At 56.1% G+C, this 13288-nt stretch carries 9 protein-coding genes and 3 tRNA genes; 10 read left to right on the top strand and 2 right to left on the bottom strand.

Annotated elements, in window-relative coordinates; all coding sequences use genetic code 11:
* Window positions 1-100: 100 nt before the first annotated feature.
* Complete coding sequence (locus AADW57_RS05160) at window positions 101-1000, top strand: NAD kinase (RefSeq protein WP_341668986.1); 900 nt, start codon at window positions 101-103, stop codon at window positions 998-1000.
* 7 nt (window positions 1001-1007) lie between these two features.
* Window positions 1008-2657, top strand: coding sequence for a DNA repair protein RecN (gene recN, locus AADW57_RS05155; RefSeq protein ID WP_341668985.1), 1650 nt, complete (start codon window positions 1008-1010; stop codon window positions 2655-2657).
* A 195-nt stretch (window positions 2658-2852) separates the two neighbouring features.
* Here the strand turns inward: recN and fur are convergent, their stop codons facing one another.
* Window positions 2853-3308, bottom strand: coding sequence for a ferric iron uptake transcriptional regulator (gene fur, locus AADW57_RS05150; protein ID WP_341668984.1), 456 nt, complete (start codon window positions 3306-3308; stop codon window positions 2853-2855).
* A 147-nt stretch (window positions 3309-3455) separates the two neighbouring features.
* Between fur and AADW57_RS05145 the strand changes: the two genes are divergently transcribed.
* Together AADW57_RS05145 and dapB are read left to right on the top strand one after the other, a co-directional pair.
* Window positions 3456-3974, top strand: coding sequence for an outer membrane protein assembly factor BamE (locus AADW57_RS05145; protein ID WP_445819182.1), 519 nt, complete (start codon window positions 3456-3458; stop codon window positions 3972-3974).
* Between the two features lie 20 nt (window positions 3975-3994).
* A complete protein-coding gene (gene dapB, locus AADW57_RS05140; protein WP_341668983.1) occupies window positions 3995-4789 on the top strand; it encodes a 4-hydroxy-tetrahydrodipicolinate reductase in 795 nt (264 codons plus the stop codon).
* 175 nt (window positions 4790-4964) lie between these two features.
* On the opposite strand, the gene murB is transcribed toward dapB, so the two are convergent.
* Complete coding sequence (gene murB, locus AADW57_RS05135; RefSeq protein WP_341668982.1) at window positions 4965-5975, bottom strand: UDP-N-acetylmuramate dehydrogenase; 1011 nt, start codon at window positions 5973-5975, stop codon at window positions 4965-4967.
* Window positions 5976-6270: 295 nt separating this feature from the next.
* On the opposite strand from murB, the gene AADW57_RS05130 reads away from it, so the two are divergent.
* The 6 genes from AADW57_RS05130 to AADW57_RS05105 all read left to right on the top strand — a co-directional run bounded on the left by AADW57_RS05130 (window position 6271) and on the right by AADW57_RS05105 (window position 13262).
* A tRNA-Gly gene (locus AADW57_RS05130) sits at window positions 6271-6346 on the top strand.
* A gap of 42 nt (window positions 6347-6388) precedes the next feature.
* Window positions 6389-6462, top strand: a tRNA-Cys gene (locus AADW57_RS05125).
* 38 nt (window positions 6463-6500) lie between these two features.
* Window positions 6501-6576, top strand: a tRNA-Gly gene (locus tag AADW57_RS05120).
* A 615-nt stretch (window positions 6577-7191) separates the two neighbouring features.
* On the top strand, window positions 7192-7941 hold the full coding sequence (locus tag AADW57_RS05115) for a maleate cis-trans isomerase family protein (RefSeq protein WP_341668981.1): 750 nt from the start codon (window positions 7192-7194) through the stop codon (window positions 7939-7941).
* A 142-nt stretch (window positions 7942-8083) separates the two neighbouring features.
* Complete coding sequence (locus AADW57_RS05110) at window positions 8084-12031, top strand: amino acid adenylation domain-containing protein (RefSeq protein WP_341668980.1); 3948 nt, start codon at window positions 8084-8086, stop codon at window positions 12029-12031.
* Window positions 12024-13262, top strand: a complete 1239-nt coding sequence (locus AADW57_RS05105) for an MFS transporter (RefSeq protein WP_341668979.1) — start codon at window positions 12024-12026, stop codon at window positions 13260-13262. The genes AADW57_RS05110 and AADW57_RS05105 overlap by 8 nt, the downstream gene beginning before the upstream one ends.
* Window positions 13263-13288: the final 26 nt, after the last annotated feature.

Below are 13288 nucleotides of genomic sequence, written 5' to 3'. Positions count from 1 at the left end.
CCGACAGGACAAGCAGGAGATTCTTGCAGCCAAGCCCATAGCGGCAACTCTATAATCAATTTATCGCAATTATTTCATTAATCAATAAGGTTTTCGCCCCATGCATTTCAAAACGGTCGCCATTGTGGGCAGATATCAGGACAGCGGCCTGGATGCACCCGTCCGCTCCCTGGCCCGGACCCTGGTTGATGCAGGCTGCGCGGTGCTGGTGGAGGCCGCCACCGCGCACAACACCGGCGTCACCGAGTTTCCCACTTGCGATTACGCAGAAATCGGCGCGCGCGCAGACCTGGCCGTGGTCATGGGCGGCGACGGCACCATGATAGGCGCTGCCCGCGAGCTGGCGCACAGCCAGATCCCCCTGATCGGCATCAATCATGGCCGACTGGGCTTTATTACCGATGTTGCGCTGAACGATGCCAACGATGCGCTGCTCAGCGTGCTTCAAGGCCAGTACGACATCGAAGAGCGGTCCATGCTGGAAGGCCGTGTCGTGCGCGACGGACAAGTGCTGTATTCGGGTGTGGCCCTGAACGATGTCGTCATCAACCGCGCCGGACGCGGCGGCATGATAGAGCTGCGCGTAGAGCTGGACGGCGTATTCATGTACCGCCAGCGCGCCGACGGCCTGATCATCTCCACGCCCACCGGCTCGACCGCCTATTCTCTGGCAGCCAACGGCCCCATCCTGCATCCGTCGCTCAACGCATTCCTGCTGGTACCGGTGGCACCGCAAACCTTGTCGCACCGGCCTATCGTTCTGCCCGACAGCGGCACACTGAACCTGACCATCACTGCGCTGGGCCGCGTAGAATCAGGCGGCAGCGTACACTTTGACATGCAAGCCTGGTCGGACTGCCAGCAGGGCGACCGCATCGATGTGCGCCGCGCACGCAACACCATTCGCTTCATTCACCCCAAGGGCTACAGCTTTTTTTCCACCTTGCGCCACAAGCTGGATTGGAACCGCATGCCCCTGCCTACCGAAGAAAACGAATAACGCTCCTATGCTTCGTACCCTGCACGTTCGAGACTTTGTGATCGTGGATCAAGCCACTATCGACTTCGAGACCGGCTTTACCGTCTTTTCCGGCGAAACCGGTGCCGGCAAATCCATCCTGATCGACGCCCTTTCTCTGGCTCTGGGCGCGCGCGGCGACGCCAAAGCCATACGCGAAGGCTGTCCCCGCACCGAGATCAGCGCCCAGTTCGATTGCCCGCCCGGCATCCACGACTGGCTGACCGAACGCGACTTCGATGTTTCGGACGAACTGGTGCTGCGCCGCCTGCTCGACCAGCAGGGCCGCAACCGCAGCTATATCAACGGTAGCGCTGCCACCCTGACTCAACTGCGCGAACTGGGCGAGCTGCTGGTGGATATCCACGGCCAGCACGCCCATCAAAGCCTGATGCAGGCACACAGTCAATACGAACTGCTCGACAGCCAAGGAGGCCATCTGTCTCTGGCCCGTCAAGTGGCGCAAGCCTGGCAGGCCTGGGGACAAGCTCGTAAAGCTGTCGAGCAAGCCAGCCAAAACGCCGAACAACGCCTGCGCGAACAAGAACAGCTCGAATGGCAGATCGGGGAACTCTCTTCCCTGAACCTGCAAGATGGCGAATGGGAGTTGCTGCAACAGGAACACACTCGCCTGTCTCACGCCCAAGCCTTGATCGACGGCAGCGCCCAGACCTTGCAGGCACTCGATGGCGAAGACACCTCCGTGCAACGCTTGCTGGGCAGCGCCGCGCACGAAATGGCAGCTCTGCTGCGCCATGACCCCGGGCTGCAAAGCATTGTGGACACGCTGGAGTCGGCGCGCATCGCCGTTACCGAAGCGGTCTCCGATCTGAATAGTTATTTAAGCGACACAGAACTGGACCCGGAACGCCTGGCTCAGGCGGAAGAACGTGTTTCGGCCATCTTCTCCACAGCGCGCAAGTTCAAGACCGAACCCGAAGAACTGCCTGCGCTGCTGGCGCAATGGCAGGAAAAGCTGCAGCACGTGCAGCACTCTTTCGATTTGCAGGCCCTGCAAGAAAAATCCAGCCAGGCCAAGCAGCAGTACGAAACCCTGGCCGAACAACTTAGCGCGGCGCGGCGCAAGACCAGCGCCCAACTGAGCAAGCAAGTCACCCAGGCCATGCAATCGCTGGCCATGCAAGGTGGCCGTTTCGAGGCCGCACTGACGCCGTGTCCGCCGCATGCGCACGGCCTGGAACAGGTGGAGTTTTTGGTGGCTGGCCACCAAGGCGTAACGCCCCGCCCCCTGAGCAAAGTGGCTTCAGGCGGCGAACTGGCGCGCATATCGCTGGCCTTGTCGGTCATTGCCAGCCAGGCAGCGCGCGTCCCTACGCTGATTTTCGACGAAGTCGATACGGGTGTAGGCGGGGCTGTGGCTGAAGTGGTGGGCCGTCTGCTGCAAGAGCTGGGAGCACGCCACCAAGTATTGTGCGTCACCCACCTGCCCCAAGTAGCCGCTTGCGGCAATCACCACCTGAAAGTGGAAAAAAAATCCGTCAAAGGCCAGACATTTTCGTCTATTCGCCCGCTGGACCAGGCCGAACGCATAGACGAGATCGCACGCATGCTGGGCGGGCTGAAAATCACCAGCACAACCCGCGAACATGCACGCGAAATGCTGGAGCGACAACACTAGCCCGGTCACCGAGCACTAGCCGTACTATTGGCTTGCGGCCTGGCTCCACACAGTAAAAACCCCGCCGACATCGATGTCGGCGGGGTTTTTTAACGACTTCCCTGCTGCGTATCTGCCTGACCCTCTTAGGTTCTGCACCGGAGCAAACGCCCCATACCGAACCTCCCCCGGGGCCGTATCAGACACGCACCGGGATCAAGAGCGCAAAGCAGGCTTGGCCTGCTTGCCGGCCTGAGAGCACTTAGGGCAAATGCCATACAACAGCATGGTATGGCTTTCCAGCACAAAACCATGTTCCTTGGCAATTTCGTGCTGACGCGCCTCGATCTGACTGTCGGTAAATTCCTCAACCACGCCGCAATTAGTGCAGATCAGATGGTCGTGATGATCGCCGTCGTTCAGCTCGAACACGGCCTTGCCGCCATCAAACTGGCTGCGCACCAGGATACCGGCCTGCTCGAATTGGGTCAGCACTCGGTAGACCGTAGCCAGACCGATATCGACTTCGTCGGCGATCAGCAGACGATAGACGTCCTCGGCGCTTAGGTGACGTTGCCCCTCTTGGTCAGAGCGGCGAAAGATGTCCAGAATCTTCAGGCGCGGAAAAGTCGCCTTCAGCCCCATGTTTTTCAGTTCATTTTGATCGTTCATGGCTAAAATTATCGCATCTTGATGGGGATAGACCCGGGTCCGTGCCAACTGCTTGGCAAAGCCGTCCCGAGGCGGTTTATGGCGCAATTCATGCGCTTTTTCCTAAACCCTTATATGATAACGATTTTATTCTAACAGGGGCATTTCGTGCAGAAGAAGGCAAATTCATTCACTCCTGTCATCCGCGCCGTACTGGCGGCAAGCCTGGCGGCTGCGGCTTTGACCGCCTGCGGCTCCTCCAAGTGGGGCTTTCCCTATCGCGCCGACGTCCAACAGGGGAACTGGATCACTGCCGAGCAAGTGTCCCGCCTGCAGGCCGGAATGACCCGCGATCAGGTGCGCTACCTGCTCGGCTCGCCAACGCTGCAGGACATTTTCCACTCCGACCGCTGGGATTATCCCTACCTGAACCAGCCTGGTTATGGCAAGGCCGAACAACGCACGTTCACGGTCTGGTTTGAAGGCGATACTCTGGTGCGTTGGCAAGGCGACGAACAGCCAGACCGCCAGCCTTTTGAGCGCGCCGATACCGGCAAACAACGCAGCGAAGGCCCGACCGACGCCAAGGAAGGCACCCAGCAATTTGTGCGCCCCATCGGCGGCCATTCCTCCAGCCCGGCCGGCAACGACACAGCCGCTCCGCCCGCCGCCCAGCCCGCACAGTAAGTAAGCAAAGGACAGGAAATATGCGCATCGCCATTGCCGGCGCAGACGGCCGTATGGGCCGCATGCTGATCGAAGCCGTTTTGAATCAAGAAGGTCTGACGCTCGCCGTCGCGCTGGATCGCCCTGGTGCCGCCTCCATCGGTCAGGATGCCGGTGCTTTTCTGGGCAAGACCACCGGCGTCGCCATCACCGATAATCTGGCGGCCTTGGCCCAAGCCGACTGCCTGATCGACTTCACCCGCCCCGAGGGCACGCTGGCCCACCTGCAAGCATGTCGCGAACACGGCACTCGCCTGGTCATCGGCACGACCGGCTTTTCCGACGAAGAAAAGCAGCAGATCCAGACCGCTGCCCAAGAAATCGCCATTGTGTTCGCCCCTAACATGAGCGTGGGCGTCAACGCCACGCTCAAGCTCATCGAACTGGCCGCTGCCTTATTGAACCAAGGCTATGACGCAGAAGTGTTCGAGGCCCACCACCGCAACAAAGTGGATGCCCCTTCGGGCACGGCCCTGGCTATGGGCGAGGCCATCGCTAAAACCTGGGGCCAATCCCTGCCCGACATTGCCGATTGGGCCCGCCACGGCCACACCGGCGCGCGCCAGGACGGACGTATCGGCTTTTCGGTACTGCGCGGCGGCGATATCGTTGGCGACCACACCGTCTTTTTCTGCGGCGAAGGCGAACGCATCGAAATCTCGCATCGCTCCACCAGCCGAGCCGGCTATGCCAAAGGCAGCATGCGGGCCGCCCTTTTTCTGGGCGACAAAACCAGCGGCCTGTACTCCATGCAGGACGTGCTGGGCATTATTTAAGCCCTATTCTCGCCCATCAAAGCCGGCCTCTGCGCCGGCTTTTTGTTTTTTCAGGGGCTGTTTTATCCCCTCTTTCATCCATCTATGCGGGCAATCGCCAAGCAATCGACCAAAGCATGCCTGTATCCGGTCAACCGCGCCGCTACCCAGCAAGGCCCCAAGCCTACACTGCAATTCAAGGAACCTGAACCGGCTCCTGCTCCAACTCCACGCCGAAATGCCGGCGCACATCGGCGCGAATTGCCTGCGCCAGGCGCTCGATGTCCTGTGCCGTGCCGCCCCCATGATTGACCAATACCAACGCTTGGCGCTCGTGTACACCGACTGCGCCGTCGCGCCGCCCTTTCCAACCACACTGATCGATCAGCCAGCCGGCGGCCAGCTTATACAGTCCTTGCCCCACATCGTAGGACACCAGACCCGGCCACTGTGCGCGTAAAGCATCGCGCTGCGCTTGAGGGACCACCGGATTCTTGAAGAAACTGCCTGCATTACCCAAGACAGCCGGGTCGGGCAGTTTCTGACGCCGGATCTGGCAAACGGCGTCGAACACCGCTTGCGCATCCACAGCACCGCCCAAGACACTATGCTGACGCAGATCGGGGTAATCAAGCACAGGTGCCCAAGGACGCGGCAAGGCAAAGCGCACGGCCACGATCAACCAGGTACCGGCCGGATCATGCTTGAAACGGCTGTCTCTGTAAGAAAAGCCGCACTGAGCCGCCGGCAACTCCATCAGGCGGGCTTGCTTAAAATTCCAGGCCAGCACGCTATGCACGCGCTGCTCCAGCTCCACGCCGTACGCGCCAATATTTTGCACAGGAGCCGCACCGACCGTACCGGGTATCAGCGCCAGATTTTCCAGTCCCGACCAACCTTGCTCCAGGCAATGCTGCACAAAGTCGTGCCAGGCCTCGCCTGCCTGGGCTTGCACAATATAGGCGTCAGGCCGGGATTCCAGCAGGTGTATGCCACGACTTTGCACTTTGACAACCAAAGGCTCGACCTGAGCGGCCAGCACCACATTGCTGCCGCCCCCCAACACAAACACCTCGCCAGCCTGTTGGACGACAGCCTGCAAAGCAGGCAACTGGGCCACGTCGTCAAAAACCACCAGATCCCGGGCGCGACTGCACAGCCCAAAAGTGTTGAAAGACGTCAGATCCACATCACACTGCCTGTTCACGGCCTGCACCTAGCGATAGCTGAAACCATAAAGCATAGCGCGGCCCGACCGGGAATCGCAAAATAATATGCAAGATGTATTGACAGCAACACAACGGCCATCTTATAGTTACGTTCTTGCTGCAGCGCCAGTGATTAAAAAGCAGTTTTAAGCAATCAGCGGTTTAGTTTTCAAGCAAAACATAAAATGCTTGACAAACAAAATCGGTAAACTTAAAATAGCTTTCTTTACTTAAAATACAATTTAAGTAAGCATCGCAAGCAAATGCAAGCGAGTTTTCTGTGAAAACAGAGATGCGGGAGTAGCTCAGTTGGTAGAGCGCAACCTTGCCAAGGTTGAGGTCGCGAGTTCGAGACTCGTCTCCCGCTCCAGATTCCTAAGGGAAGCCTAGGCTTCCCTTTTTAATCGACCACGGCGCAATGGCAGAGTGGTTATGCAGCGGATTGCAAATCCGTCTAGGTCGGTTCGATTCCGGCTTGCGCCTCCAGTAATTCTGGTTACACAAGTCGGCATAGCAGTAAAAACGCGGGAGTAGCTCAGTTGGTAGAGCGCAACCTTGCCAAGGTTGAGGTCGCGAGTTCGAGACTCGTCTCCCGCTCCAAATTATGATCTACAGACTTCTTTCAGACGTCTGTAAATCTTTGAAAAATAGGGCCGAAAGGCCCTTTTTTCATTTTAGCGACACCCACTGGAATCCACCTATCTCCACGACTGCTTAACCCATCAAATCAATATGGGTAAATGCATAATTCCATACTGGTGCTGGGTGTGAGCAATATCCTATTCAAGACGGCCACATTTAGCACATCCGGCTACTGCTGGGCAAACACACAAACACAACGTCCCCAAAAGCGGGCCATCGTGAAGCCTCAGAGCTACGCGATCGAGCACACGCACGTTACTAGGCAATCAATCCAAAACTCAATCCTAAGCACGTGCACCACGCCGTGAAGCAAGGATGCATAGCCTGTAGCAACGATTTAATTTCATTTAACTCAAAAAATTTAGTTACTTTTTGTAAAAAAATAATAGCACTCTCTTGATTGTTCTTTAACAGTCATTCCATAATTGCTTAGATAAATAGTTTCAGGTTATTCCAGCGACAGAACATCATGGCACGCTACCACGGCGGATAAACGTGGGCGTACATGGCCTCCACGGAGCTTCAGGTGCAGCAATACAACGATATCAGCATTGAAGTTTGCAAGAGGCACGAATGAGCAACTTTTTGGGAAGCCGTTTACGGATTGGTATTGCGATTCCTTCGACAAATACGTCTGCACAACCCGAAATGGACGATATGCGCCCGTTCGGTGTAACCAATCATATCGCCCGGATTATTATTGACGACGATTCGTTGACTCATATGTCCGGCTTTAGCCAAGTCATCGAGAATATTCGCCGCTCCACACCTGACGCCATTAGATCGCTGTGTCATTGCAACTTGGGCGCAATTATCGCTGCGGTCTCTCCTGACGGTTACTGGCAAGGGCACAAAGCGCATGAAGAGCTATCCCGCCAACTCACGATTGCTGCCAGCGGTGCAAAAATCATCTTTAGCACAGACGCTATCAGATCTGCACTCGATACACTCGGCGGATTAAAACGCATCGGACTGATCTCGCCTTATCTCCAGCTCGGCGATGAACCGGTCTCGCGCTTCTTCACCGATACAGGTATTGATGTCGTCGCAACGTACGGTCTTGGCGGGCGTACTCCTTCAAATATATCAGCCGTGACCCCTGCCCATCTGAAAGAAGCCGTTCTTAACGTAAACCATCCAGACGCCCAAGCTATTGTTCAGGTTGGCACCAACGTACCGATGGCCGCATTCGCACAGATGGCTGAAACCTGGATCGGAAAACCGGTCTTATCCAATAACGCAGTTCTGTATTGGCACGCACTCCGTACTTGCGGCGTGACCGATCCTATTACTAACCGGGGAATACTTTACGAGACCTGCTAAGGCTCGACTGATAGACCTTTATCCGCCCTCCAAGGCTTCAGATAAACCCATAACTAAGCACGACTGCTTGCTCCACTAGACCAAGCGCGTGAAGTCATAACCATTTATGTAATCATCGTTCCATAAAAATCTGGAGTGTTTTATGTTCGTTTCACAAGACGTACAGGCGCATCCCGCCGAACTTACGCTTCCTCATCCCAAAGCACTACGTGCCCTCGTACATACAACATTTGCCCGCACTTCGCTCGTTGACATGTTGCTCCTCCTGGTGCGCTATCACGCAGACGAAATCGCTGTGAGCGATGACTCTGGCACCCTTCGCTACAGCGCTCTGGCTGATCGCGCCGCCCGCCTAGCCTCACGATTAAAACAGGCGGGTGTCGGCCCCGACGCGCGAGTCGGTTTATTTGTCGAACCCTCGATCGACATGATGGTGGGTCTCTGGGGCATTCTGTTTTCTGGCGGAGCCTATTTGCCGCTGGGTGCCGACTATCCCATCGAACGCCTCACCTACATGATCCGGGATGCCGGAATAAAGGTAATAATCACGCAGAAGAGCCTCAGTTCGCGCCTTGCAGAGATCATTATTCCCGGCATTCAGATCATTGCTCTCGATACGCTATCAGACACCCTGGACGAAGAAGACATATACGACTTCGAAGCCCCGACTCTACTTGGCTCAAGTCTCGCCTACATGATCTACACCTCGGGCACAACGGGTGCGCCCAAAGGCGTCTGCATCTCTCATGCGGCGATCGTGAACCAGCTTGCATGGCTGCAATCAGAACAGAAGGTGCACATCGGCGAGGTCATCCTCCAAAAAACTCCCGCAAGCTTCGATGCCGCCCAATGGGAACTGCTCGCCGTTTGCTGCGGTGTCCACGTCGTGATGGGGCGGCCTGGCGTTTACCGTGACCCTCCTGCAATGATCGAGCAGATACGTCAGCATAGAGTGACCATGTTGCAAGGCGTCCCGACGCTTCTTCAAGCTCTCGTCGACCATCCAGAGTTTGAACAATGCAGCACTCTCACCAGCGTGTTCAGCGGTGGAGAGGCATTGACCAAAAAACTTGCTGCGCGCATCTTGGAGGCCAAGCCAGGCTGCCGACTGGTCAACCTGTATGGTCCGACCGAATGTACTATTAATACAACATCCTACACCGTCGCCCCAAGCATCCTCGACCATTGTCCAGAGGTAATTCCAATTGGTCGGCCAGTAGCCAACACGACCTGCTACGTTCTCGACGAGCAGATGAACCCCGTGGAAGATGGTGCGACCGGCGAACTACACATCGCAGGCACACAACTGGCCGATGGATACTACAACCGCAAAGGGCCTACCACTCAGTGTTTCGTCAATTGGATCGATAGGACTTCCGGAGTCTGTCATCGGGTTTACAAAACGGGGGATCTCGTACGCCGCGACTCGGATGGCACGCTGCACTTTCAGGGACGCACCGACAACCAAGTGAAATTCCGTGGCTACAGGATCGAGCTCGACGAAATCAGAGTCGCCATCGAAAACCACGATTGGGTAAAGTCCGCTGGCGTCTTCGTGAAGGAACATCCACGCACCGGTCAACCCATTTTAGCCGCCGGCATCGAACTCAATTCTCGGGAAGCTCAACTGATGGATCAAGGCACCTCCCAAGCCCACCACCAGAGCAAAAACAGTCGCCTTCAGGTCCGCGCGCAGCTTGCAAATGCAGGGTTGCGGACCGACGCTGATCTTAACTCTCGTATATCCATTTCCCTGCCTGGGGCCGACGGTTCTTTCGCCCAACGCGCCATGGCTTTTGCCCGAAAGAGCTACCGATTCTTCGAAGGCGGTACGGTGACAGTCGCTGAATTGCTCACCTTACTTGCGCAACCCGAACAAGAAGCCACGCAAACAAATGGACTCACGGACCTAACGCTTGAAACACTCGGCTTTCTCTTGCGCAACCTCGGACCGTTCACCAGCAATGAGCGCCTACTGTCTAAGTTCGCCTACGCCTCCCCAGGCGCCCTCTACGCAACACAGATCTATCTTGAATTGTCCGGTGTCGCCGACATCCAGGCAGGGTTCTACTACTACCACCCAAGCCGTCACCATCTTGTGCTCACCAGCGCAAAGAAAACATCAGAGTCGCCGCGCCTGCGATTGCACTTCGTGGGCAAGTATTCTGCGATAGAACCCGTATATAAGAACAACATACGTGAAGTGCTTGAATTGGAAACCGGCCATATTCTCGGGCTTCTCGATCATGTCCTGCCCGCCTTCGGCCTGGGAATCGGGCACGGATATTTTGACCCTTCAGAAATCGAAAATTTGGCTTGCAGCGATGGACATGCCTACCTAGCATCCTTCGACGTCACACAACATGCGGCACGCAAAACTGATCTCTCGGTGGATTTATATATACAGGCGCATGGCGACCGGGTCGCGGGCCTCTCACAAGGCCAATACGTCCATCGCAACGGAACTCTCGATTCTTTCTCGCGGCATATCCTCGAGCAGCGTCACGTCATCGCGATCAATCAGCGTGTGTACCAGCGTTCCAGCGGCATCATTTCTATGGTCAGTCGTAAGCCGGAAAGCTGGCACGCCTACATCGATCTCGGACGAACCTTGCAAAGGCTACAACACAATAGCTTATGCATTGGCACCATGTCGTCGGGATACAGCTCAAAGTCCGGCAACGATCTAGCCGCCGCCCTACGATTGCGTGAAGTCTTATCCGAACATAGTGTCGTAGCCAACGCATCCTATTGTGCTCTTTTTGGCAAAATCAGCGAATCACAACTCGTTCACGAGGGGATGAATGAAGATACTGTTCATATGGAGGGGCCCGCAGAACTGATCCGCAAAGATCTCAAGACCCGTCTGCCTGACTACATGATCCCCAGCAAATTGGCGCTGATCTCCCGAATGCCATACAGCGCATCTGGAAAAGTGGATATCAATGCACTAAAAGCGCTTCCGGAATTTGAAATTACCAACGCGGAGCGAGAGATCATCCCGCCCCGCACCCCCACCGAATCAGGCTTGCTGGACATCTGGCAGAAAAAACTCGTTATTCAAGACCTTTCGGTCCACGATGATTTCTTCGAAATCGGCGGCGACTCGCTGAAAGCCGTACAACTGGTTCTAAGCATGAACAAAACACTCGGGCTCAATCTCCCGCTGCAAGTTTTATTCGAAGATCCAAGTATTGCCAACCTAGCTCGTCGTATCGATAACGCTGCGCATACCCTCTCGCGCGCGGTGCCGCTCAAGAAAGGCACTGGTAGGCCAATTTTCTGCTGGCCTGGACTTGGTGGTTATCCGATGAGCCTGCGATCACTAGCAATGGCTCTTGATAATCCACGCCCATTCACCGGCGTGCAAGCTTTGGGAGTGAACGCCGGCGAGGACTTCTGCACATCTATCCAGGACATGGCACTACGTGACGTTCACTTGATACGCGAAGTGCAGCCGGAAGGCCCCTACACACTTTGGGGCTATTCCTTCGGGGCACGGGTCGCCTATGAAACTGCATGGCAACTCGAACAGGTCGGCGAAGTAGTCGACGAGCTCATCCTTATCGCCCCCGGCTCACCACTGCTACCTGGAGGCGATCCGATACGTGCGCAGGCTGATATATTGTTCCGCGATCCATCTTTTCTTACCATCCTCTATTCCGTTTTTGCCCAGACGATCGCAGCTGAACGGGTGGTGTCATTAATCAAATCTGTGAAAGACGAGCAAAGCTTTGTTAGTTACGTCTGCGCTGAAAAGCCCGAACTAGATGTTGGCGTCATAGCCCGGATAAGCCGACTCGTCGCGCAGACCTATGCCCCTGGATACGGCCTGCAAATGGAAGAACGGCGCATTGCCGCGCCGACGCTCCTGCTCAAAGCTCGTGGCGATAACCTGTCGTTCCTCGAAGCAGCAACCACGACACTCATACAACCAGCAAGAATCGTCGGCCTCGCTCCAGACCACTACGAGCTTCTGAAACAGAATGGCGTTGGTGAACTCATCCAAGCTATCCACCGCTATGCGCCAACCTGGCAACGCTCATACAGCGACCTCGCTGTGCAAAATGAGGATTCCGCCCATGTCTGAACAAACTCAAAAAACGTCCCCGACACTGTTGCTGCTTGCTATTTTTTTGGTCTCGATCAATCTTCGCCCTGCCGTAGCCGCCATCGGACCGCTCGTGTCCCAAATCATCGGCGACACCAGAATCAATTCGACTGTGGTCGGATTGCTGACCATGATCCCCGTATTCCTTATGGGTATTGGGGCGATGTATGTTCGACAACTGCGCAGCATGCTCGGCGAGAAAGGTGGAATCGCAGTCGGTGTTTCTATCATCGCACTGTCTTGCGTAGTGCGTCTTTGGTTCTCCGATGGCGTTGGATTGCTCACAACGGCGATACTGGCCGGCATCGGGATCGCCATCGTTCAGTCATTGATGCCTGGATTTGCCAAGCGCAACTTTGCTGGCGCAACCGGAAGGGTGATTGGTGTGTACTCCACAGGAATTGTGGCAGGAGCATGCATTGCCGCCGGTACGGCCGCATGGGTCAGCGATACCCTTGGTTGGAAAGCCACGCTTGGTGCCTGGAGTATGCCGGCCGTCGCGGCCTTACTGCTCTGGTCGCTTGCATCCCGCACCGCAACAAGTGAAAGGCATGCGCCCATTGCAGCACCTGGCCATATTGCTCCGGAGTTCTGGCGCAGTGTCCGTTCGTGGACACTGATGATCTTTTTCGGTGTCGGCACAGGCGCATTCATGTTGGTGATGGCATGGATTCCCCCTTTCTATCTCGAACTCGGTGTAGCACGTGACACGGCAGGCCTATTGCTTTCCGCACTCACTCTTGTCGAGGGAGTTACAGCCCTGGGCGTTGCTGCTTTCATTGGTCGTTTCCCTGACCGGCGGGGCCCACTCGTCTTTTCGCTACTGACTACGGCATTGGGCTTCATCACGTTATACCTCTGGCCGGTGACGCTCGCTTGGCCGGCAATGGCGCTTCTCGGGGTAGGCATTGGAATACTGTTCCCCTTATCGATCATCGTGGCCATTGACCATATTGATGACGCGACCATGGCGGGAAACTTTACTTCGTTTGTCCAAGGGGGCGGTTACATCTTCGCCAGCTTTGTCCCCCTATTCGCCGGCGCAGTGCGTGATGTAATGGCAAACCTCACTCCGGTCTGGCTTGTCATGGCCATAGGTTCGCTAGCGATGATCTTATTCGCCATCCGTTTTTCGCCGGACAGTTATAAACACTTCTCTGCCTCTCTCCGGGACGGGCCTAGTCCCACTATGCCGAAAGCGACACGCTAGGGACTGCCTTAGAGCAGGAACCTTCT

The organism is Alcaligenes sp. SDU_A2 (assembly GCF_038237375.1).
Taxonomy (GTDB): domain Bacteria; phylum Pseudomonadota; class Gammaproteobacteria; order Burkholderiales; family Burkholderiaceae_B; genus Alcaligenes.
This window is presented reverse-complemented; position numbering and strand designations above follow the sequence as displayed.

What these genes read in the sequence shown, in the direction of transcription:
- dapB (WP_341668983.1), top strand. Translation starts at nt 3,995, where the DNA reads ATGCGCATCGCCATTGCCGGCGCAGACGGCCGTATGGGCCGCATGCTG.
- AADW57_RS05115 (WP_341668981.1), top strand. Translation starts at nt 7,192, where the DNA reads ATGAGCAACTTTTTGGGAAGCCGTTTACGGATTGGTATTGCGATTCCT.
- AADW57_RS05160 (WP_341668986.1), top strand. Translation starts at nt 101, where the DNA reads ATGCATTTCAAAACGGTCGCCATTGTGGGCAGATATCAGGACAGCGGC.
- fur (WP_341668984.1), bottom strand. Translation starts at nt 3,308, where the DNA reads ATGAACGATCAAAATGAACTGAAAAACATGGGGCTGAAGGCGACTTTT.
- AADW57_RS05110 (WP_341668980.1), top strand. Translation starts at nt 8,084, where the DNA reads ATGTTCGTTTCACAAGACGTACAGGCGCATCCCGCCGAACTTACGCTT.
- recN (WP_341668985.1), top strand. Translation starts at nt 1,008, where the DNA reads ATGCTTCGTACCCTGCACGTTCGAGACTTTGTGATCGTGGATCAAGCC.
- AADW57_RS05105 (WP_341668979.1), top strand. Translation starts at nt 12,024, where the DNA reads ATGTCTGAACAAACTCAAAAAACGTCCCCGACACTGTTGCTGCTTGCT.